This is a genomic window from Amycolatopsis sp. VS8301801F10 (assembly GCF_046195355.1).
Taxonomy (GTDB): domain Bacteria; phylum Actinomycetota; class Actinomycetes; order Mycobacteriales; family Pseudonocardiaceae; genus Amycolatopsis.
In genome coordinates, this window is sequence record NZ_CP176065.1 from 5,509,514 (window position 1) to 5,529,061 (window position 19,548).

Below are 19,548 nucleotides of genomic sequence, written 5' to 3' on the forward strand. Positions count from 1 at the left end.
TTCAGGACAGGGAGAACCGGCGTTCGGCCAGCCGGTACAGCCGCCGCCAGAAGAGCCGGTTGAGGCCGACGACGTACAGGCTCATCACCGCGACGCCGAGCAGGATCCGGCCGGAATCGCCGGAGCCGGTCGCGTCGGCGATGTACGCGCCGAGACCGGTCGCGGTGAGCGTGACCCCGTGGTAGGACACGATTTCCGCGACGATGGAGGCGTTCCACGCGCCGCCCGCGGCGGTGATCCCGCCGGTGACGTAGCTCGGGAAGATCGCGGGCAGCACGAGCCGCCGCCACCACAGCGCGCGCGGCAGCCGCAGGTTCGCCGACGCCTCGCGCAGGTCGTGCGGAATCGCCGAGGTGCCCGCGATGACGTTGAAGAGGATGTACCATTGCGCGCCGAGGCTCATCAGCAGGATTCCGCCCCAGTCCAGGGAAATCCCGGTCGCCACCAGCGCCGCGGTGATCAGCGGGAACAGGAAGTTCGCCGGGAACGACGCGAGCACCTGCACGACCGGCTGGGCGAGCCGCGACACGCGCGGGTTCATCCCGATCCACACCCCAACCGGCACCCACACCAGCGTGCCGACGACCACCAGCGCGACCACGCGGGCGAACGTGATCAGGCCGAGCAGCAGCACGTGGCCGATCTCGCCGTACCCGGTGGTCTCGCCGATGAACAGCACCGCGCGCACCGCGCCGTAGAGGATCAGCCCGAAGACCACGATGCTGAACACGATGTCCGCGGCGCGGCGGCGGGCGGGGGAGAACCGCAGCGGGTACTCGGCCAGCCCGAAGATCGCCAGCGCGCGGTCGAGCGGGAAGACCAGTTTGCCGAGCACCCGGCCGAGCAGCGCCGGGATCCGCGAGCGGCGGAGCAGGTCGAGCACCAGGCTGCGGGGCGCTTCCGCGGCCTCGGAATTCTCGACGCGGAACCGCTCGGACCACGCCGTGAGCGGTCGCCAGAACAGCACGTTCACGCCCACGACCAGGACGACCATCACGCCGACGGCCAGCAGCACCTTGCCGAGGTCGCCCTCTTCGGATGCCGTCGCGACGTACGCGCCGATGCCGGGCAGCGCGAACTTCTGGTTGTTCACGCTGAGCGCTTCGGAGGCGGTGAGGAAGAACCAGCCGCCGCCGAAGCTCATCATGCCGTTCCAGACCAGCGGGATCATGCCGCTCGGCACGTCGACGCGCCAGAACCGTTGCCAGCGCGACAGCCGCAGCAGCCGGGCCGCCTCGTCGAGGTCGCGCGGCTGCGACACCAGCGAGTGGTGGAACGCGAATGTCATGTTCCACGCCTGCGAGGTGAAGATCGCGAAGATCGACGCGCATTCCAGGCCGAGCTGCGAGCCGGGGAACAGCGCGATGAATCCGGTGATCGTCACCGACAGGAAGCCGAGCACCGGCACCGACTGCAGGATGTCGAGAGCGGGCAGCAGGATTTTTTCGGTGCGCCGCAGCCGGGCCGCCGCGGTCGCGTATCCGAAGGTGAATCCGACCGACAACACGAGCGCGACGAACATCCGCAGCAGCGAACGTCCGGCGTAGTAGGGAAGTTCGGCCGGATCAGTGGACACTGTGGACGGTGCGGTCGCCGGAGTCCACGCCGATGCGGCACCGTGCGCGAGCCGCACGACCAGCCACAGCGCCGCGGCGGCACCGAGGAACACCGCCACGTCGGCGATCGTGCGGCGGGGCCGGACGAGAGCACCGCGGGTGGGGAAGGTACGCAGCATGGTCTAGTTCTCGCTGTCTCGCTCGGGGTCGGACAGTTCGGTTTGCCAGCGCACGCTGGTCACCGAGGGCTCCATGGACAGCCGGCTGACCGCCGACTCCATCTGCTTGTCGTCGCGCTGATCGGCGCACAGTTCGGCGCGCACCTGCACCTGGCCGTCGGTGCCGGTATTGGTGCTGGTGACCGATTGCAGGGAGAAATCGGTGCGGGCCAGCGCCTGCACGAGCAACGCGCGCACGTGCGCTTCGGAATCGTCCTTGGTCACCGCCAGAAACGTGTACGACGTCGGGGTTTCGCGGCCGGTCGCCGGACGGCGGTCGACCACCCGGCCGAGCGGACGCAGCGCGATGTTCACCGCCATCACCACGGCAGTGCCCGCGACCGCCGCCGGGTACAGCCCGGCTCCGGCCAGCGCGCCGACTGCGGCGGAACACCACAGCGTCGCCGCGGTGTTGAGTCCGCGCACCGTCAATCCTTCGCGCAGAATCACGCCCGCGCCGAGAAAACCGATTCCGGAAACGATTTGCGCGGCGACCCGGGTGGGGTCGGCGCTCGCTCCGCTGAACCCGTGCGCGGACAGCAGCACGAACAACGTCGCCCCGGCCGCGACCAGGGCGTTCGTCCGCAGGCCTGCCATCCGGGCGCGGTATTGGCGTTCAAATCCGATCACCGTGCCGAGGCCCACTCCGGTGCCCAGGCGCAGCAACATCTCCGCAGTCGTCATCTGCGCTCCCACTGTTTTGGTGCGAAAAGTTCAGGAATAGTCGGAAAAAGGCTCAATAACGGACGGTTACCACCACGTGCGGTGGCGGGCGTAGCCGCGTTTCGCTGCCTGCGCGGCCAGCGCGTACCCGGCGAGCACGAGCACCAGCCACAGCAGGTAGCTGGCGGGCAGCGCCTGCATTCGCAGCGGTCCGGCGAGCGGTGACAGCGGCACCAGCAGGCCGATGGACGCGGCGGCTGTGGCGGCCAGCACGACCGGGCGGCTGGCGCGCAGGGGAGTGGCGCGTCCGCGCAGGACGAGCACGACCAGCAGCTGCGACAGCAGACTCTCGACGAACCAGCCGGTCTGGAACAGCAACGGATCCGCGCCCGCGCCGAAGCCGTGCCACAGCACCGCGAACGTCGCGAGGTCGAACAGCGACGACAAGGGGCCGAAGACGAGCATGAAACCGGTCAGCCCGCGCGCGTCCCACCGGCGCGGCCGGCTCAGGTACTCATCGTCCACCCGGTCCCAGGCCAGCCCGAGCTGAGCCAGGTCGTAGAGCAGGTTCGACACCACGAGCTGGATCGGCAGGATGGGCAGGAACGGCAGGAAAGCGCTGGCCGCGAGCACTGACAGCACGTTGCCGAAGTTCGACGCCGCGGTGATGTTGACGTACTTCAGCGTGTTGCCGAGCGTCCGCCGTCCTTCGGCCACGCCGCGGGCGAGGACGCCGAGGTCGCGTTCGAGCAGCACCAGATCCGCCGCGTCCTTCGCCGCGTCGGTCGCGGTGTCCGGCGCGATCCCGACATCGGCGGTGCGGAGGGCAGTGACGTCGTTGACGCCGTCGCCGACAAAGCCGACCGCACGGCCGTTCTCGCGCAGTGCCGTGACCACGCGGGCTTTGTGCGCCGGCGTGAGCTTCGCGAAGACGGTGGTGTCCTTGACGATCTCGCGCAATTCAGCGTCGTCGGCCGCTTCGACCTGGTGGCCGAGCACGACTTCACCGACCGGGATGCCCGCCGAATCCGCGACGCGGGCGGCGACGTGCCGGTTGTCTCCAGTCAGCACCTTCAGCGCGACGCCTTGCTCGCCAAGGGTTTCCACCGCGTGCACGACCCCGTCGCGGACCGGGTCGACGAACCCCACGAAACCGACGAGGATCATCTCGTTCTCGTCAGTTTCGTCAAATCCGCCGAGCTTGTTCTCGACTTCCCGAGCCGCCACGGCGAGCACTCGCATGCCGTGTTCGGCGTACGCGCGCACCAATTCCTCCGCGCCGATCCGCGCCGCGTCGTCGAATTCGGTGACGACGCCGTCGCGGCGGGCGTGGCTGCAGCGCGGCAGGATCTCTTCCGGGTCGCCCTTGCTGATCAGCAGGTGTTCGCCGCCGCGCCGGACGACGACGCTCGCCCGGCGGCGCGCGTGGTCGAAGCCGATCTCGGCGACGCCGGTGAACAGCGCGTCGGCGACCAGGTCGTCCTCGCTGCCGAACAGGGTCTCGATCGCCTCGTCCAGCCGGTCGTGGCGGTCGGTCTGGAAACGCACCGCGAGGCCCGCGTACTCGGCCGCTTCGCCGTCCGGGCTGCCGGAGTAGTCGACGCTGTGCGCGTAGGCGATCCGGTCCTCGGTGAGCGTGCCGGTCTTGTCGACGCACAGCACGTCCATCGCGGCGAGGTCCTGGATGGCGTTGAGCCGCTTGACGATCACCTGCCGCCGGGAGAGCGCGGCCGCGCCCCGGGCGAGGTTCGTGGTGACGATGACCGGCAGCATCTCCGGCGTGAGGCCGACCGCGACGGCGACCGCGAACATCCCCGCCTGCGCCCAGTCGCCGGTGACCGTGCCGTTGACGACGAGCACGATCGGCACCATCACCAGCATGAACCGCACGAGCGTCCAGCCGACGCGGCGGACTCCGGCGTCGAAGCTGGATTCCGCGCGCGGCTCGGCGGATTGCTTGGCCAGCGCGCCGAAGTAGGTCTCGCCGCCGGTCGCGGCGACGACCGCGGTAGCCGTTCCGCCGACCACCGACGTGCCAGCGAACGCGAGCGCGGGCGTCTCGACGAGTTCGTGCTCCTCGTGCTTGCCGGGCTGGGGCGCGCGCTTCGCGACCGGCAGCGCCTCGCCGGACAGGGCCGACTGGTCGACCACGAAGTCCTTGGCCGCGACGATGCGCACGTCAGCCGGGATCACGTCGCCCGGTCCGAGCAGCACGACGTCGCCGGGCACGAGGTCGGTCGTGGGCACTTCGCGCTCGCTGCCGGGAAACTCCGCCGCAGCGCGCCGGCGCACGGTGACCGTGGTGGTGATCTGGTCGCGGACCGCGCTGATCGCCCGCTCGGACCGAGTGTGCTGCCAGTAGCGAAGGCCGATGCTGAGCACGACCATCACGCCGACGGTCACCGCGCCGCGAATGTCGCCGACCCCGGCGAAGACCACGCCGAGTGCGGTCAGCAACGCGACGAACGGGCTGCGCGCGGCGGCCCAGACGCGGACCGGAGCCCGGTCCGTGCCGTCGACGCGGTTGTCGCCGAAGCGGCGCAACCGTTCGGCCGCCTCGTGCTCCGTGAGGCCTTTGGGCGAGCTGTCGAGATTCCGGAAAAGGGTCAGCACCGGCGCGTCGCCGTGGGCGCGCAGGGCGGGAAAGCGGGTCATCGGTCGTCCCCTCGAGGTCTGCTGGGCGGCAGCGGACCGCGCGGGGGCTCCCGGACCTACCTGGCGGCCCGGGTTCCCGCACGGTCGTGCCGACTACTTCCTTCGCCGGTCACCCGGCTCACCTCCTCCGCAAGACTCGCCGGCCGGCGTCGCGCCGCCGGCCGGGGACCAGTAGAGCGCACCTCGCGAAAACAGTCAAACACTTGTGCAAGTGATGGGTGCTAAGTCACCCTGGAGGCCCGTCCGAGAGGATGTCCGCCGTGTCCGCCTTGTCCCCGCCCCCGCCCGAACCCCTTCCCGCCGACCTGCTGCAGGACGCCGCCGCCACGTTCGGCCTGCTGTCGGCGACCGTGCGGCTGCACCTGCTCTGGCTGCTGTCGCACGGGGAACGCGACGTCGGCACGCTCGCCGAGGAGACCGGCCAGACCGTGCCGACCGCGAGCCACCACCTGGGGAAACTGAAACTCGCCGGGCTCGTCCGGGCGCGCCGCGAGGGGAAACGGCAGGTGTACGTGCTCGACGATCCGCACGTGCGGCACATCGTGCAGCTGGCGGTGGAGCATCACCGTGAGCTGTCCGGAGGGGTCCGGCGGAGCAAAGGCGCTTGATCTTCCCCGGACGTAGAGTGGGCCCATGGCCGAGCTGAACTTCTACTTCGACCCGGTGTGCCCGTTCGCGTGGATGACCAGCAAGTGGGTCCGCCAGGTCGCCCGGCAGCGCTCGTACGAGGTGGACTGGCGGTTCATCTCGCTGCGGCTGCTGAACGCGCACGTGGACTACGCGACGCACTTCCCGCCGGAGTACGACGCCTCGCACACGGCCGGCCTGCGACTGCTCCGCGTGGCGGCCGCGGTGCGCGCTTCGCACGGTCGCGAGGCGGTCGGGCCGCTTTACGAGGCGTTGGGGGAACAGAACTTCGAGAGCGGTCTGGTCGAGGACACCGCCGAGGCCCGCGCCGCCCACGGCACCCGTTCGGCGGCCGCGACGGCCCTTTCGCGAGCCGGCCTCCCGGAGTCTCTCGCGGACGCGGTCGAGGACGCTCAGTGGGACGCGGAGATCCAGCAGGAGACGGACGAAGCCCTTGCGCTGACCGGAAAGGACGTCGGGACGCCGATCCTGCACTTCCGCCCGCCGGAGGGAGTGGCGTTCTTCGGCCCGGTGATCAGCCGATTGCCGTCCGACGAGGAGGCGGTGCGGCTGTGGGACCACGTGGTGGGATTGGCGGCGTTCCCGGGGTTCGCGGAGCTGAAGCGGAGTTTGCGGGAGATGCCGCAGCTGCCGTCGTTCGGGGTGGCGGCGGGGGAGACGGGGCGGGAGCAGGATTGGCACGGCGGGAGCCGGAGGCTGAAGAAGTAGGCGGCGGGCAGGGGGCAATTCATGGATCCGGATCGGCCCTCCGAGACCACGAAGTGGACGATCCATGGCGAGCGCGTGGTCGACGACACGCGACGCTTGCGCCTCAGCGTCGCTTCGGTCGAACTGCCTGACGGGGTGACCTTCGAGCAGTACGTCCTGCGCATGCCGAAGGCCGCGATGATGGTGGTCCTCGACGATCCTGGAACCTCGGTGCTGATGATGTGGCGGCACCGCTGGATCTTCGACCGGTGGGTGTGGGAACTGCCCGGGGGATACGTCGATCCGGACGAGGATCCGGCGATCACCGCGGCACGCGAGGTCGAAGAGGAGACCGGATGGCGGCCTCGCACCAGCGAGCCGTTGGCTTCGCTTCAGCCGAACGTCGGCGTCGCGGACAATGAGAACCTGCTGTTCCTTTCCCGGGGCGCGCAGTACATCGGCGGCGATGTCGACCTCAACGAGGCGGAGAGGGTGGCGTGGGTGCCGTTGTCGTCGGTGCGGGAGCGGATCGCGAGGGGCGACATCCTCGGTGCGGCCTCGCTGGTGGGCTTGCTGCACGTCCTCGCGTTCCCGCCGGATGCCCGCTAGACCGCCTCGGTCAAGGGTCCGGCTGGATCCCGCGCCACGCTCGACAGTTCATTCCATCCGGTGTCGTCGGCTGTCGGCTCGATTACACCGTCGGGCGATTTAGCTTCCCGATCGCGCTAACCTGACACACTGGGAGTTGACGACAACTCCGGGAGTGTCCATGTCGCGCGACAGCTATCGGACAGTTCGCACACCGGACGGCCTCGATCTGGCCGGCACTCTGACCGAGCCGGACGGCGAGGCTCGGCGAGCGGTGCTGCTCGTTCAAGGGGCGACCGTCACCCGCGAGGAAGGCGGGTTCTTCACTCGCCTCGCGGAAGGCCTGGCCGAGGCGGAAGTGGCGTCCCTCAGAGTCGATCTCCCCGGTCACGGCGAGAGCGAAGGCCGCCAGGAGGATCTGTCGCTTTTCGCGCTGCTCAACGTCATTCGCGGCAGCATCGAGGATTTGTCCAGCGCCGTCCCCGGCGTGCGCACGTCGCTCGCGGCGGCCAGTTTCTCCGGCGGCGCCGCGGCGTACTACGCGGCCAAGCGGCCGGACGACGTCGAGCGCCTCGTTCTGTTCAACCCGCTCATCGACTATCGCACGCGGTTCATCGGCGAGAAGCCCGAATGGTCGCCCGACGGCTACCTCGACGACCATGGCGCCGCCCAGCTCAAGCAGCGGAACTATCTCGGGCACGGGGCGGGTTTCCGGCTCGGCCGGGCGTTGCTCAACGAGGCGTTCTGGTTCGAGGCCCGCGAAAACCTGCCCCGGATCACCGCGCCGACGCTCCTCGTGCACGGCACCGAGGACACGTTCGTCCCGGTCGAGTCGTCGCGGGCGGCGGACCGGGAGCTGACCTGCGAGCACCGGCTGGTCCAGCTCGAGGGCGCGCAGCACGGCTTCGCGGTGCACGACGATCCGCAATACGCCGATCCGCAGACGCAGGCCTGGCAGCGGCAGGTGATCCGCGAAGTCCGGGAATGGCTGGGATAACCGGCTCAGCTGGACAACGCCTCGCGCAATTCCCGCACCTGCGGCCGGTTGTGCCAGGGTTTGAGCACTCCGACGACCCGGCGGAGTTCTTCCTTGGTGCGCCGGGAGTTCGTCTCCGTCGCCCGGCGAGCGGAGGCGAGACCGGTTTTGGCGGCTTGGTCCGGTTCGCCGGAAAGCGCGAGCGAGTTCGCCATCAGCGACAGGAAGAAGCCGTAATCGCGGCGGGAGAATTTGGTTTCCTTCAACGTCTTCTCGAACAGCTCGACCGACCGGCGCGGTTCGCCCGCTTCGGTGTAGCAGATGGCGGTCTGCATATTCAGCAGAGTCGCGTTGAAGTGCGCGCCGAGCGGTGATTCGACCGGACCGGCGTCGTCCAGCAGTTTCCAGGCGACGTCGAGTTTCCGGTTCACCTGGTCGGCCGACGCGCCGAGCATCGCCTCCGCGCGGGCCTCCTGCTGGGCGGCCTCGGCCTGCAGCCGCCGGGGGAGCGACCAGGGGCCCTTGCGCACCGCCCGGGTGAGGATGAGCATCCGCCGCGGATCGCGTTCGTCGTAGGCGACCTGGGCTTTTTTGAGCAGAATGTAGCCCTGCATGGTGCTGTCGCCGGCCGCCTGCGCCCATTCCATCGCGCGGTCGTGCCAGTAGAGCGAATCGTCCATCTGCCGCCGGTCCCGGTAGAGCCATCCGGCGAACTCCGCGCCCTCCGAACCGATTTGCAGAAGGTCGTGCTGATCCTCGGCGGTCGCGTCGCGGGCGATGCGGTCGATGATGTCCAGCACGCCGAGCGTCATCGGGAGAGTTTTCGCCGGACCGCGTTCGCCGTCCTCGTATTTGTACTGGTCGAGCTGCCGCCGGAAATAGTGCGTGACGGTTTTGTCCATGTATCTGCGAGGATTTTCCAGCGCTCGCGCGACGTGCTCGGCGCTGCCTATTCCCAGCGCGGGCAAAGCCGCGACCGGCAGGCCGTTTTTGAGCAGTGAGCGGCGACTGAGCGGGCTCATGGCGTCCCATTCTGTGGTCGGAACCGCTGGCGGGGCCGCGTCGCCGGGCGCGGGCACGAGCCGGGCGAGGACGCTGCCCGCGACGGTGGCCCGGTCGAGCGGCAGCGCCACCGTCCGCCCGTCCACGACGACGGGCAGCAGGACGCCCGTCGCGCCCGGCGGTCTCTTCAGGTCGGCCGCGGTGCCCTCCCGGAGCAGTTCCTCCAGCCGGGCGGGGCTGATCCGCAGCAGCCGGGCGAGCCGGTCGCGCCGGTGCGGACGGGGCTCGGAACGGCCGGATTCCCAGGCGCGGATGCTTTTTTCGTCGGCGGGGAGCAGCGCGGCGAGCTTTTCTTGCGTCAGGTTCGCCGCTTTGCGTGCCCGGACAAGTCCTTCTCGCCGTTCGCCCATGGGCGACACCCCTTCGCCACGAACCGGGGTCGTCAGATTACCGCAGGTCACCAGGCGCGGGGCAAGGCGATTCCCTCGGTTGCCGCCCGCTTTTCTCCCGGTTTGCTGGCTGGTCCAGGCCACCGGGCGGCCCCATCGTGGTGGGGCACGGCGAAGACACTTCCGCAGCCCGAGAGGTGCGTCGCATGAAGGCAGCAGAGACGCTCGGCGAAGCGACCCGCACCGGCCGCCCGATCGTGGTCGTCGTGTGCTGCGTGCTCCTGCTGCTGGTACTGGTCTCGATGTGGCTCTGCCGGGCCCGCCGGCCGATCCCACCCCCGCGCGGCCGACCGACGGTCCGCGACCTGCAGGCCCGGCTGGACTACGAAGTCCAGGCGGAACTCGAACAGGCCCGGCTGGCCGAATTCCGCCGGACGGCCGAGGAAGCCGCCGCCGAACGCGCCGAGGAGGACACCGAGGTCCTCCCGAAAGTCGAGGACACCGGGTTCCCGGAGGACGAAAACCCGCGAAAAGGGGAGAAACCCGATAAGGCTCGGTGCGGTTAGGAGCGTCCCGCCCATCGCTCACCGCACCGTTATGCCTGCCCCAGCCTGGCGCGGCACGCCACCTCCCCTGGGCTGGGGCAGGCCTCAGCAACGGCGGCAGGTCGTTCCTCCGGGAAGCGGGCCGCCACGGCGGAAGCCGACCAAGCCGTATAACGACCTATACATCACCGCGGGAAAGCAATGCAATCTCCATCCCCGCCAACCGCTCGGAACTCACCACCACCTCATACGCCTGGAGCAGCCCCCGGCGGACCTGGATCCGGAGCACCCCCGCCAACCGCCCGGCGGGGGCGAGCACCAAGCCGACGTCCCCGTCGATCAGCGCGAGTTCGGCCAAGCGAGCGTTCGCCGCGAAGAGCTTCGTCCCCTCAGCGACCTCGGCCGCCCCCCGCAGCACCGCAGCGGCGCCGGGCGGCAGCAGCGCCGGATCCGTACGCCGCACCACATCCGGGGCCAGCACCGTCAGCAGCGTCGCCATGTCCCCGCCCCGGGCGGCCGACAGGAACGCCGTCACCACCTCCCGGTGTTCGGCCAGTTCCGCAGCCGGAACCGCCGGTTCTCCGCGCACCCGCGACCGCGCGCGGCTGGCGAGTTTCTTCGCGGTCGCGGGGGTGCGGTCGAGGATCGGGCCGACCGCGGCGAACGGCACCGCGAACAGATCGTGCAGCACGAACGCCACTCGTTCGGGCGGGGCCAGCCGGTCCAAGACCACCAGCAGCGCGCGCCCGACCTCCCCGGCCAGCAGGACCTCGTCCTCGGGCGCCGAGTCGCCGGCGGCATCGGGCACGGCCGAGACCGGTGTCTCGCGGCGGGCGCGCAGCGCGTCCAGGCACAGCCGGGAAACCACCGTCGTGAGCCAGCCGCCCAGGTTGTCGACGCTGTCCGCCGAGGCCAGCCGTAGCCACGACTCCTGCACGACGTCCTCGGCCTCGGCCGCGGAGCCCAGCATCCGGTAGGCCAGCGCGTGCAGCCGCGGGCGCTCGTTTTCGAAGCGCCGCGCCAGTGCGTCGTCCATCGGTCACCTTTTCCCGTCTCGATCCGTCATGGGAGTGCCGGCCCGAGGACCAAGGACGAGGAGAGGAACCGGATGACCGTCATGCTAGCGCCCCTGCTGCACGTCGATTCGAGCGCCGACCGAGAGGCTTCGGTGAGCAGGCAGCTGGGCAGGCTGTTCGCCGACGAATGGCGCGGCGGCGGCGGAACTGTGCGGTACCGCGACGTGTCCGCCGAGCCGGTGCCGCCGCTGCGCGAGGCGTACGCGCGGCTCGGCCGCCGGGTCGAGCGCAAGGGAGTGCTGTCGCTGGACGACATCGCGGCGCTGGTCGAGGACGCCGACGAGCAGCGCGAATGGGACCTGACGCTGCCGCTGATCACCGAGGTGCGCGAAGCTCGCGCCGTGCTGCTCGGGGTGCCGATGTACAACTTCGGCGTGCCCGCGACGTTCAAGGCGTGGATCGACCGGATCAGCTTCCCGGGCGCGTTCGTCGACCCGGTGACTGGCCGGAAACTGCTGGCGGACAAGGACTTCGTGGTCGTCAACGCGCGCGGCGGCGGATACGGCCCGGGTGCGCCGCGCGAGAAGTTCGAGTTCCAGGAGTCGTATCTGCGCGCCTATCTCAGCGACAAAGGCGCCGACCGGGTGACGTTCGTGTCCCAGGAGTTCACCCGGGTCGGCGACGTTCCGGCGCTGGACGGGCTCGAGGACCTGGCCGCCGCGTCGCGCGCGACGGCCAGGTCCCGGGTGCTCGAGCTGGCGCGGGCTATCCGGTGAGGTCGGAGCACTTGCGCGCGTCCGGATCCTTCGCCCCGCCGGGCGACCACCGCACGTTCGCGAACGACGCGGAGAACGGGCCGTCGGTGTAGACGAGGAACGGCGTGTCGATACTCTCGAAGTCCAGCCCGCCCGCGAAGCAGGACAACGGGATCTTCACCGTCGACTTCTGCCCGGCCGGAAGATCGCCGAACAGCTTCGTCGCGTTCACCTCGGACGAGCACGGATAAACGCAGTGCAGGCTCACGACCGTCCGGTTCGCCGGCGGCGAATGCACGATCACGTCGAACTCGAGCGCGCCGTCGGCGTTCGGATATCCCCGCAGGTCGTCGGTGCCGCCGGGATGCTGCGAGTACAGCTGCGCCGCGCCGGTGCCGGTCCACGTCGCTTTCAGGCCGTCGCCCTGGACGTTGACGTCGGCCGGCGTCACGGCGATCTCCGGGTGCGCGGCGGTGCCGTCGGGACCGATCTCCGTGCCGCCCCAGTTCGAGGCCGAGCCGATGAAACTCTTGTACGGCGCGACATCCGTGCGGTCGTAGATCGGCAGGTCCTCGGTCGCGGTGCCGCCGCCTCCCGTCGAACCGCAGCGTGCCGGGCCTTCGGTCTCGTCGAGCTTGCCGACCGTGGTCCGCTGGTTCGAGGCGAGGCCGTAGCCGAGCTTGAACAGCGGATCGTAGCCGGGACTCCACGGGTTGAGCGGCGTCTGGCAGGCGCTCTTCGGCCACGAGTAGGAGAGCTTGCCGCGATACCCGCCATGGTCCTTGCCGCGCACCAGCATGTCCGCGACCCCGCCGCCTTCGGTGCCGGGCAGCCACGCGGCGACGAACGCGTCGGAACGGTTCAGCTCCTTGTTGACGTACAGCGGACGGCCGCTGACGTACACGGTCACCACCGGCGTGCCCTTGCCGCTGACTTTGTCCAGCACCGCAAGGTCTTCCGGATACAGCTTCGCCGCTTCGAGGCTCTTGCGCTGCAGATCGCCGACGCCTTCCGCGTACGGAGTCTCGCCGAGGACCGCGATGACCGCGTCGTAGCCCTTCGGGTCGGCGGTGCCGGTGGGATCGAAGGTGACGTTGGCGAGATTCTCCTTGAGCCCGGCCAGAATCGAGGTCGCGTTGGGGAAGTCCGCGTTGGTGTTGCCGGTGCCCTGCCAGGTCAGCGTCCAGCCGCCGGTCTGGTTCTGGATGCTGTCCGCGCTCTTCCCGACCACGAGCACCTTCGCGTTGCGCGCCAAGGGAAGCACGTTGCCGTTGTTCTTCAGCAGCGTCTGCGATTTGCGCACCGCTTCACGAGCGAGCGCCTTGTCCGTCAACGCGTCCGGCGAACCGGCGTACCAGCGCTGCGACGGTTTGCGCTCCTCGAAAAGCCCGGCGCGCATCTTGACCCGCAGGATCCGCGTGACCGCGTCGTCGATGCGGGACATCGGGATCTCGCCGCCGCGCACCTGCGCGACCGTGTTGGCGATGAAGGCTTTCCAGTCGTTCGGGACCATCACGACGTCGATGCCCGCGTTGATCGCGCGCGGACAGCTGGAGTTGGTGCAGCCGGCCACCTGGCCGATGCCGTTCCAGTCCGACACGACGAGGCCGTCGAAGCCCATCTTGCCCTTGAGGATCTGGTTGAGGAGCTTGTCGCTGCCGTGGACCTTGCCCTCGTTGATGCCCAGGTCGGGGTTGGTCCAGCTGTTGAAGGACGCCATCACGGTCTGCGCGCCCGCGGAGAGAGCGCCGTAATAACCCTGGCCGTGCAGGTTGATCAGGTCCGCTTCGGACGAGGCGGTGACGCCCTGGTCCTGGCCGTTGGTCGTGCCGCCGTCGCCGATGAAGTGCTTGGCGGTGCCGATCACGCCGTTCGGTCCGATCCGCAGCCGCGCGCCCGCCTGCAGGCCGTTCATCGCCTCGTAGCCGTAGGCGCGGGTGATGCGCGGGTCTTCGGAGAAGCCTTCGTAAGTGCGGCCCCAGCGGTCGTCCTGGACGACGGCGAGAGTCGGCGCGAACGCCCAGTCCTGCCCGGTCGCCCGGATCTGCCTCGCGGTGGAATTCTCGACGTCGCGCACCAGGCACGGATCGTGCGCCGCGCCGAGCGCGATGTTCTGCGGGAAAACCGTGGAGCCGTACACGTTGTTGTTGCCGTGCACGGCGTCTATGCCCCAAATTACCGGGATCTTTGCCCTCGTGGCCTTCGCCGCGTCCCAATAGGAATCCGCGAGCTTGAGCCAGTCCTGCTGGCTGGCGTGCTTGTCGCCGCCCGGCCACGAGCCGCCGCCGTTCAGCACCGACCCGATGGAGTACTGGGTCACCTCGGCCGGCGTGATGGCGGCGATCTCGGGCTGGGTCATCTGCCCGACTTTTTCCTCCAGCGACAGGCCGGAGACGATCTGTTCGATCCGCCGTTCGTCGACCGGGTTCTTCGGCATCGCGCTGCGCACCTTCGGCCAGTCCGGCAGGTGCGGCAGCGAATTTTCGATGCGGGCACAGCCGTTCCGGTCGGGCGCGGGAGCGCCGACGTCCGGCTGGCGCGGGGGAGCGGCGTGGGCGGCGTGGGCGGGGACGAGCCCGCCAATGAGGACGAGCACGGCGAGGGCGACCCGGTTCCGGGCGTGCGGGGAGCGGGGAGGTCTGGCCATCGACAGTCCGTTCTGCGGAGGGCGGCCCGGAGCGGGCCCGGTGATCCTGACCGGGCAAACCGGACTCCGTCAATCCGCCGACCGCAGTGGTTCAGTCCAGTGACCGGACAGGAAACGGGACATCCGCCGGGCGCGGCGGCGCGCCGGCCGGCGGGGATAGATTGATCCCGGACGGAATGGAATCACTGGAGGACAAAGCGGATGCGCAAGGAAAAGCCGGACGTTCCGGCCGCCGACGGGACCGCCGACGCGTACCTGGCCGTGCCGGACGGCGGGCCGCACCCCGGGGTGCTGCTCTTCCCGGACGCGTTCGGGCTCCGGCCGCGGATCGAGGAGATGGCCGACCGCATCGCCGAGGCGGGCTACGCCGTGCTGGCCCCGAACCTGCTCTACCGCGGCGGACGGACGCCGCTGGTGGACTTCGCCGCGCTGGAAGACCCGGAGCGGCGCGGGGAGGTGTTCGGCAAGCTGATGCCGCTGATCGAGGCGCTGGACACCGAGGCGATCGCCCGGGACGCGGAGAAATACCTCGACTGGTTCGCCGCGCAGGACGGCGTCGCGCCGGGCCCGGTCGTGATCACCGGCTACTGCATGGGCGGCACGAACGCGCTGCGCGTGATCGAGGCGTTCCCGGACCGGGTCAAGGCGATCGCGTCGTTCCACGGCGGACGGCTCGCCACCGACCAGCCGGACAGCCCGCACCTGCGGGTCGGCTCGATCACCGGGGAGGTGTACTTCGGCCACGCCGACCAGGACCCGTCGATCACCGCCGAGCAGATCAAGACGCTGGAACACGCCCTCGACGAGGCGGGCGTGACCTACCGGTCGGAGGTCTACGAGGGCGCGTCGCACGGGTTCACGATGTCGGACACGGCGGCGTACCACGCCGAGGGCGAGAAGCGGCACTGGGAGAACCTGTTCGCGCTTTTGGAGCGGGTGCGCTGACCTGCGAAGCAGCGGGGTCCGGCACGCGGGACGCGCTCGCGGCCGGGCCCTGCGCGCGGAATCGGCGGCGGCCGTTTACGCTGGCCGCATGGCCGAAGGTGCGCTGTGCCGCGAACCGGTGGAGCTGACCGGGCGCGAGCGCTCGGTCCTGCGGAGCGTCGCGGTCCGCGGGACGGAGCCCGAGCTGTTCTGCGAGCTGGAGGCCGGGCACGGCCACGAGCACGCGACCCCGGTCGGCGGACGCGGCGAGGAGCCGCTGATGTGGCTGCGCTGGTGGCCCGGCCGCCGCGTGCTGGAGACGCGCGCGCTGTGCGGCGCGGAGTCCGACGAGGGCGTTTTCTGCCGGGTGCCCGGCGGGCACGAGGGCAGCCACAGCTACGAGCTGGCCGAGCCCGAACAGGCCTGGCCGCTGGCCGGCGCGGGCCTGCCGGCCGGCCGCCGGTAAAGTCGCCCGGCATGCGCGAAGGCTTCCAGGACGACCTGAAACAGCTCGACGGGCGTCTGGCGGCGATGGCCGAGGCGGCGGCCGAGGCGATGCGCCGGGCCACCCGGGCGCTGCTGACCGCGGACCTGCCGCTGGCCGAGCAGGTGCTCAGCGGCGACGCCGACCTCGACGACCAGCGCGCGACCTGCGAGGACGAGGCGTATTCGCTGCTCGCCCTGCAAGCCCCGGTGGCCGGCGACCTGCGTGCCGTGCTGGCCGCGGTGTACTGCGCGGAGAAGCTCGAGCGGATGGGCGACCTCGCCGCGCACATCGCGGGCACCGCGCGGCGCGGGCACCCGGAGCCGACCGTGCCCGCGGACCTGGAGCCGGTGTTCGCCGAACTCGGCGAGGTCACCTCCGCGATGGCGGCCCGGCTCGCCGGGCTCGTGCACGGCGACGCCCGCGGCGGTTACGCCGAACTGAGCCGCGCCGACGAGCGCGTGGACGAACTGCACGCCCGCGTGATGGCGACGGTGACCGCGCCGGACTGGACGCAGGACCAGCGGATCGCCGTCGCGCTCAGCCTGCTCACGCGTTTCTATGAGCGTTTCGCCGACCAGGCGGTGTCGGTCGCGAAGCGCCTGGAGTTCGCCGCGACGGGCGATCTCCCGGGCTGACCTCCGGCGGCGGACCGGCCTGGGCCTGGTTCGCCGGCCGCGGCGGCGGCGAACCCGCGGCGCGGCCGTGCGGAGGACCGGCCGGACGCGGCTGTTGAGTGCGCGCCGGACGGGCCGGCGGCTGCGCGGTGCTTCGAGCCGGCGGCTGGGCGGGCGGACGGCCCGGACTCGGCGGCGGGGCGTCGGCGGCGCGGGGCTGCGGAGCGGCGGTAATCGGCTGCGAGTTCTGCCGCCGGGGCGCGGGCGCGTCGGGCCGAGGCGCGGTGGTGCGGATCGGTTGGGAGTTCTGCCGCCCGGCTTCCGCTGTCCGGGTCTGCGGTGCGGCGGTGCGGATCGGTTGCGAATTCTGCCGCCTGGGCGCGGTGCTCGCGGCCCGGGGTCGCGGCGCATCCGGAGCCGGCCGGACGGGCCGGTCGCCGGCGGCGCGCGGTTCCGGTGGAGTGCCGCGGCGCGCGGGCTGGCCCTCGGGACGGGCCCGGCGCACGGGCGGGGCCGGCGGGGCGTCCGCGGCACGATCGACCGGCCGCGGCGGCAGAGAACCGGCGGTCCGGATCGTCGTGCCGTCCGGACCGGCCGCGGGAGGTTCGGGGGAAACCGGCGCGTCTGCCACCGTGCCCAGCAACCCGAACGGCACCTTCCCGGAGAACCGCCGCACGAGCCCGGCGGCCGGACCCAGCGCGTACCGCTGCAGGAGCAACGCCATCCCGGCCCCGAGCGCGAGCCCGATCAGCACGTCGTGCGGATAGTGCGCCCCGACGAAGACCCGCGAGAAGCCCATCGTCGCCGCGAAGGCCGCGAGCCACGGCGCGCCCTTGCGCCAGGCGAAAGCCCCGCCGAGCGCGACCGCGGCCGCGATGGTCGAGTGGTTGCTGGGGAACGACCAGTCGCCCGGCGGCGGGCAGGCGCCGACGATCGCCTCCGGCGGCAGCCCTCGGCACGGCCGCTGTTCGTGCACGAAGGCCTTGATGATTTCGCTGAGCACGTAGGCGACCACCGTCGCCGCCGGGACGAGCAGCGCCGCCGCCATCCGCTCGGGCGAGCCGGTCGCGCGCGCCCGCCACCAGAGCCAGGCGAAGAACGGGGCCACGAGGACCAGGCCGTAGTGCGTGTACGCCAGCACGAGGGATTGCACCCAGCCGGGCATCGCCAGGCCGAAATGGGTGATCGCGTCGTACGTCTCGCTGCTGGAAGCTCCGGCCGTGGTCGCCATACAACCCCTCTCCGGTCCGCCGGTTCGCCTGGCGGCCATCTCGCGTTCACCCGAAGGTCACGAGCGTACCGAGCGGGGGAGGAGGGTCCGCGACGCCCCGTGAGTCCGCGGGGACTCTCCGGGGCGGATCAGGAGCCTGCGCGGCGCCGGGCGTGCCGGCCCGACGTTGTTGATCATGCTCGGACTGTACCGGAGCCCTTGTCGCGCAGTCCGTCGAGGAAGGCCCGCGCGGCCGGTTCCTCGCGCGCGGCCTGGGCGAGAATGCCGAACTGCAGCATGGTGACCACGAGCGACGTCCCGCCCGCGGACACGAGCGGCAGCGTCACGCCGGTCACCGGCAGCGCGCCCGCGACGTAGCCGATGTTGATCAGCGCCTGCGCGACCAGCAGCAAGGTGGTCGTCCCGGCGACCAGCCGCACCCACGGATCGGCGACCCGCGCCGCGGTGCGCAGGCCGAGCACCGCGAGACAGCCGAACAGCCCCAGCACCACGAGACAGCCGGCGAACCCGAGTTCCTCGCCGACCAGCGCGAAGACGAAGTCGTTCTGGACGTCCGGCAGATAGCTCCACTTCGCCGCGCCCTGGCCGAGCCCGACGCCGAACCAGCCGCCGTCGGCGAGCGCGTACTGCGCCTGTTGTGCCTGGTAACCGCTGCCGCTCGCGTCGGGATTCGGGGAAAGAAAAGAAAGGATGCGCGCGAGACGATAACTGGCGAAAAGGGCGAGTGCGACGATTCCGGCGATACCGCCCGCGAGAATGGCGGCGAACAAGCGTTTCGGCGCGCCGGCGAACCACAGCAAACCCAAGGTGATCAATGCGAGAGTGACCGTGCCGCTGAGATTCGGCTGGGCCAGCAGCAGGGCGCACAACGCGAGCGTCACCGGGATCAGCGGCACCAGCAGATGCCGCCAATGGTGCAGTACTTTCTGTTTCGACACCAGCAGATGCGCGCCCCAGAACACCAGCGCGACCTTCGCGATTTCCACTGGCTGCAAGGTGATCGGCCCGGCGGAAAGCCAGCGTTGCGCGCCGCCGTGGTCGGAGCCCAGCGGGGTCAGCACCAGAAGGAGCAGCACGGCAGCGGCGGCGAGCGCCGGGGTGGCGGCCTTGCGCAGCCGGGAAAACGGGACGCGCAGGCCGAGCACGAAAGCGGCGGTGCCGAGGGCGACGAACATCAGATGCCGGAAAAACGCTTGGTACACGCCGGTTCCGGCGGCCGGGTCGGCCGCGGCGGCCGAGGACGACAGCGCCATCACCGCGCCGAGCAGCGTCAGCAGCGCCCAGATCGCGGCAATGATCCGGAACGACGCGAGCGGATGCGCGAAAAACTGCCCGATCGCGTGCCGTGCGGGGGTGCGGTCCGGTTCGGTTGGCTGCTCCACGGCTCGTGAGTGTGTGCTGTTTTCGCTTCGCGGTGGCTGACCGACTCGCCCGCGTGCGGAATTTTCTCAGTGGCAAGGGCGGCGCCGCGGCGGATGCGCTGGCGATTCCGCGTGCGGGAAATTACCGCTTGAATTCCTGATTGGCCCGGTCGACCTCGGGCATGTGATCTTCGGCCCACGTGCGCAAGACCGCGAGCGCCGATTCCAGCGACGTGCCCAGCGCGGTGAGCCGGTAATGCACCCGCGGCGGCACCGTGTCCTCGACCCGCCGCGTGACGAGGCCGTCGCGGACGAGGCTCTGCAGGGTCACCGAGAGCATTTTCTGCGACACCCCGGGGATGCGGCGGCGGAGGTCGGCGAAGCGCACCTCGTCCGGCGCGGCCTCGGCGAGGATCTTGACCGTCATCGACGTCCACTTCGTCCCGATCCGGTCGAGCAGCCGCCGCGTCGGGCAGGCCGGGTCGAACAGATCGCCGCGGGCGGAGGGGGTCACCTCGGGCTCACCACCTGTCGGGAAAGTGCCGTCTTGGCGGCACTGCTGCAGTTACCTACCGTGTGCTGGTAA

18 protein-coding genes are annotated in these 19,548 nt (G+C 70.6%); 9 read left to right on the top strand and 9 right to left on the bottom strand.

What is annotated here, in order from left to right; all coding sequences use genetic code 11:
- Position 1: 1 nt before the first annotated feature.
- The 3 genes from F9C11_RS26025 to mgtA all read right to left on the bottom strand — a co-directional run bounded on the left by F9C11_RS26025 (position 2) and on the right by mgtA (position 5,092).
- On the bottom strand, positions 2 to 1,735 hold the full coding sequence (locus F9C11_RS26025) for an ABC transporter permease (RefSeq protein WP_409179973.1): 1,734 nt from the start codon (positions 1,733 to 1,735) through the stop codon (positions 2 to 4).
- Positions 1,736 to 1,738: 3 nt separating this feature from the next.
- The gene (locus F9C11_RS26030; RefSeq protein WP_409179974.1) at positions 1,739 to 2,458 is read right to left on the bottom strand and encodes an MgtC/SapB family protein; all 720 of its coding nucleotides are present in this window, start codon (positions 2,456 to 2,458) and stop codon (positions 1,739 to 1,741) included.
- A 66-nt stretch (positions 2,459 to 2,524) separates the two neighbouring features.
- Positions 2,525 to 5,092 (bottom strand): magnesium-translocating P-type ATPase, encoded by a 2,568-nt coding sequence (mgtA, locus tag F9C11_RS26035; protein WP_409179975.1) that lies wholly within the window; start codon positions 5,090 to 5,092, stop codon positions 2,525 to 2,527.
- Between the two features lie 251 nt (positions 5,093 to 5,343).
- Here mgtA and F9C11_RS26040 point away from each other — a divergent pair, with 251 nt between their 5' ends.
- The 4 genes from F9C11_RS26040 (at position 5,344) to F9C11_RS26055 (ending at position 8,012) form a co-directional block, all read left to right on the top strand.
- Positions 5,344 to 5,700 carry an ArsR/SmtB family transcription factor gene (locus F9C11_RS26040; protein WP_409179976.1) on the top strand — a complete coding sequence of 119 codons (357 nt, stop codon included), beginning with the start codon at positions 5,344 to 5,346 and terminating at the stop codon, positions 5,698 to 5,700.
- A 25-nt stretch (positions 5,701 to 5,725) separates the two neighbouring features.
- Positions 5,726 to 6,448: a hypothetical protein gene (locus F9C11_RS26045; protein WP_409179977.1), complete on the top strand. Its 723-nt coding sequence runs from the start codon at positions 5,726 to 5,728 to the stop codon at positions 6,446 to 6,448.
- Positions 6,449 to 6,469: 21 nt separating this feature from the next.
- Positions 6,470 to 7,036 carry an NUDIX domain-containing protein gene (locus F9C11_RS26050; protein ID WP_409179978.1) on the top strand — a complete coding sequence of 189 codons (567 nt, stop codon included), beginning with the start codon at positions 6,470 to 6,472 and terminating at the stop codon, positions 7,034 to 7,036.
- Positions 7,037 to 7,196: 160 nt separating this feature from the next.
- Entirely contained in the window at positions 7,197 to 8,012 is an 816-nt protein-coding gene (locus tag F9C11_RS26055; RefSeq protein WP_409179979.1) for an alpha/beta hydrolase, read from the top strand.
- 5 nt (positions 8,013 to 8,017) lie between these two features.
- On the opposite strand, the gene F9C11_RS26060 is transcribed toward F9C11_RS26055, so the two are convergent.
- A complete protein-coding gene (locus tag F9C11_RS26060; RefSeq protein ID WP_409179980.1) occupies positions 8,018 to 9,403 on the bottom strand; it encodes a multiprotein-bridging factor 1 family protein in 1,386 nt (461 codons plus the stop codon).
- Between the two features lie 185 nt (positions 9,404 to 9,588).
- Here F9C11_RS26060 and F9C11_RS26065 point away from each other — a divergent pair, with 185 nt between their 5' ends.
- On the top strand, positions 9,589 to 9,948 hold the full coding sequence (locus F9C11_RS26065) for a hypothetical protein (protein WP_409179981.1): 360 nt from the start codon (positions 9,589 to 9,591) through the stop codon (positions 9,946 to 9,948).
- 157 nt (positions 9,949 to 10,105) lie between these two features.
- On the opposite strand, the gene F9C11_RS26070 is transcribed toward F9C11_RS26065, so the two are convergent.
- On the bottom strand, positions 10,106 to 10,963 hold the full coding sequence (locus F9C11_RS26070) for a sigma-70 family RNA polymerase sigma factor (protein WP_409179982.1): 858 nt from the start codon (positions 10,961 to 10,963) through the stop codon (positions 10,106 to 10,108).
- 72 nt (positions 10,964 to 11,035) lie between these two features.
- On the opposite strand from F9C11_RS26070, the gene F9C11_RS26075 reads away from it, so the two are divergent.
- Positions 11,036 to 11,719: an FMN-dependent NADH-azoreductase gene (locus tag F9C11_RS26075; protein ID WP_409179983.1), complete on the top strand. Its 684-nt coding sequence runs from the start codon at positions 11,036 to 11,038 to the stop codon at positions 11,717 to 11,719.
- On the opposite strand, the gene F9C11_RS26080 is transcribed toward F9C11_RS26075, so the two are convergent.
- Positions 11,709 to 14,345: a glycoside hydrolase family 3 protein gene (locus F9C11_RS26080; RefSeq protein ID WP_409179984.1), complete on the bottom strand. Its 2,637-nt coding sequence runs from the start codon at positions 14,343 to 14,345 to the stop codon at positions 11,709 to 11,711. The genes F9C11_RS26075 and F9C11_RS26080 overlap by 11 nt on opposite strands.
- A gap of 201 nt (positions 14,346 to 14,546) precedes the next feature.
- Between F9C11_RS26080 and F9C11_RS26085 the strand changes: the two genes are divergently transcribed.
- The 3 genes from F9C11_RS26085 (at position 14,547) to F9C11_RS26095 (ending at position 16,391) form a co-directional block, all read left to right on the top strand.
- Positions 14,547 to 15,290 (top strand): dienelactone hydrolase family protein, encoded by a 744-nt coding sequence (locus F9C11_RS26085; RefSeq protein ID WP_409179985.1) that lies wholly within the window; start codon positions 14,547 to 14,549, stop codon positions 15,288 to 15,290.
- Positions 15,291 to 15,378: 88 nt separating this feature from the next.
- Positions 15,379 to 15,735: a hypothetical protein gene (locus F9C11_RS26090; protein WP_409179986.1), complete on the top strand. Its 357-nt coding sequence runs from the start codon at positions 15,379 to 15,381 to the stop codon at positions 15,733 to 15,735.
- Between the two features lie 11 nt (positions 15,736 to 15,746).
- The gene (locus F9C11_RS26095; RefSeq protein WP_409179987.1) at positions 15,747 to 16,391 is read left to right on the top strand and encodes a phosphate signaling complex PhoU family protein; all 645 of its coding nucleotides are present in this window, start codon (positions 15,747 to 15,749) and stop codon (positions 16,389 to 16,391) included.
- On the opposite strand, the gene F9C11_RS26100 is transcribed toward F9C11_RS26095, so the two are convergent.
- The 3 genes from F9C11_RS26100 to F9C11_RS26110 all read right to left on the bottom strand — a co-directional run bounded on the left by F9C11_RS26100 (position 16,303) and on the right by F9C11_RS26110 (position 19,476).
- Positions 16,303 to 17,601 (bottom strand): phosphatase PAP2 family protein, encoded by a 1,299-nt coding sequence (locus tag F9C11_RS26100; RefSeq protein WP_409179988.1) that lies wholly within the window; start codon positions 17,599 to 17,601, stop codon positions 16,303 to 16,305. The genes F9C11_RS26095 and F9C11_RS26100 overlap by 89 nt on opposite strands.
- 173 nt (positions 17,602 to 17,774) lie before the next feature.
- Positions 17,775 to 18,983 (bottom strand): putative lipid II flippase FtsW, encoded by a 1,209-nt coding sequence (gene ftsW, locus F9C11_RS26105; RefSeq protein WP_409179989.1) that lies wholly within the window; start codon positions 18,981 to 18,983, stop codon positions 17,775 to 17,777.
- A gap of 121 nt (positions 18,984 to 19,104) precedes the next feature.
- Complete coding sequence (locus F9C11_RS26110) at positions 19,105 to 19,476, bottom strand: winged helix-turn-helix transcriptional regulator (protein ID WP_409179990.1); 372 nt, start codon at positions 19,474 to 19,476, stop codon at positions 19,105 to 19,107.
- Positions 19,477 to 19,548 lie beyond the last annotated feature (72 nt).

Coding starts and splice junctions, on each gene's coding strand:
- mgtA (WP_409179975.1), bottom strand. CDS start 5,092: ATGACCCGCTTTCCCGCCCTGCGCGCCCACGGCGACGCGCCGGTGCTG.
- F9C11_RS26070 (WP_409179982.1), bottom strand. CDS start 10,963: ATGGACGACGCACTGGCGCGGCGCTTCGAAAACGAGCGCCCGCGGCTG.
- F9C11_RS26100 (WP_409179988.1), bottom strand. CDS start 17,601: ATGGCGACCACGGCCGGAGCTTCCAGCAGCGAGACGTACGACGCGATC.
- F9C11_RS26045 (WP_409179977.1), top strand. CDS start 5,726: ATGGCCGAGCTGAACTTCTACTTCGACCCGGTGTGCCCGTTCGCGTGG.
- F9C11_RS26090 (WP_409179986.1), top strand. CDS start 15,379: ATGGCCGAAGGTGCGCTGTGCCGCGAACCGGTGGAGCTGACCGGGCGC.
- F9C11_RS26025 (WP_409179973.1), bottom strand. CDS start 1,735: ATGCTGCGTACCTTCCCCACCCGCGGTGCTCTCGTCCGGCCCCGCCGC.
- F9C11_RS26085 (WP_409179985.1), top strand. CDS start 14,547: ATGCGCAAGGAAAAGCCGGACGTTCCGGCCGCCGACGGGACCGCCGAC.
- F9C11_RS26055 (WP_409179979.1), top strand. CDS start 7,197: ATGTCGCGCGACAGCTATCGGACAGTTCGCACACCGGACGGCCTCGAT.
- F9C11_RS26080 (WP_409179984.1), bottom strand. CDS start 14,345: ATGGCCAGACCTCCCCGCTCCCCGCACGCCCGGAACCGGGTCGCCCTC.
- F9C11_RS26075 (WP_409179983.1), top strand. CDS start 11,036: ATGACCGTCATGCTAGCGCCCCTGCTGCACGTCGATTCGAGCGCCGAC.
- F9C11_RS26065 (WP_409179981.1), top strand. CDS start 9,589: ATGAAGGCAGCAGAGACGCTCGGCGAAGCGACCCGCACCGGCCGCCCG.
- F9C11_RS26040 (WP_409179976.1), top strand. CDS start 5,344: ATGTCCGCCGTGTCCGCCTTGTCCCCGCCCCCGCCCGAACCCCTTCCC.
- F9C11_RS26095 (WP_409179987.1), top strand. CDS start 15,747: ATGCGCGAAGGCTTCCAGGACGACCTGAAACAGCTCGACGGGCGTCTG.
- F9C11_RS26050 (WP_409179978.1), top strand. CDS start 6,470: ATGGATCCGGATCGGCCCTCCGAGACCACGAAGTGGACGATCCATGGC.
- F9C11_RS26030 (WP_409179974.1), bottom strand. CDS start 2,458: ATGACGACTGCGGAGATGTTGCTGCGCCTGGGCACCGGAGTGGGCCTC.
- F9C11_RS26060 (WP_409179980.1), bottom strand. CDS start 9,403: ATGGGCGAACGGCGAGAAGGACTTGTCCGGGCACGCAAAGCGGCGAAC.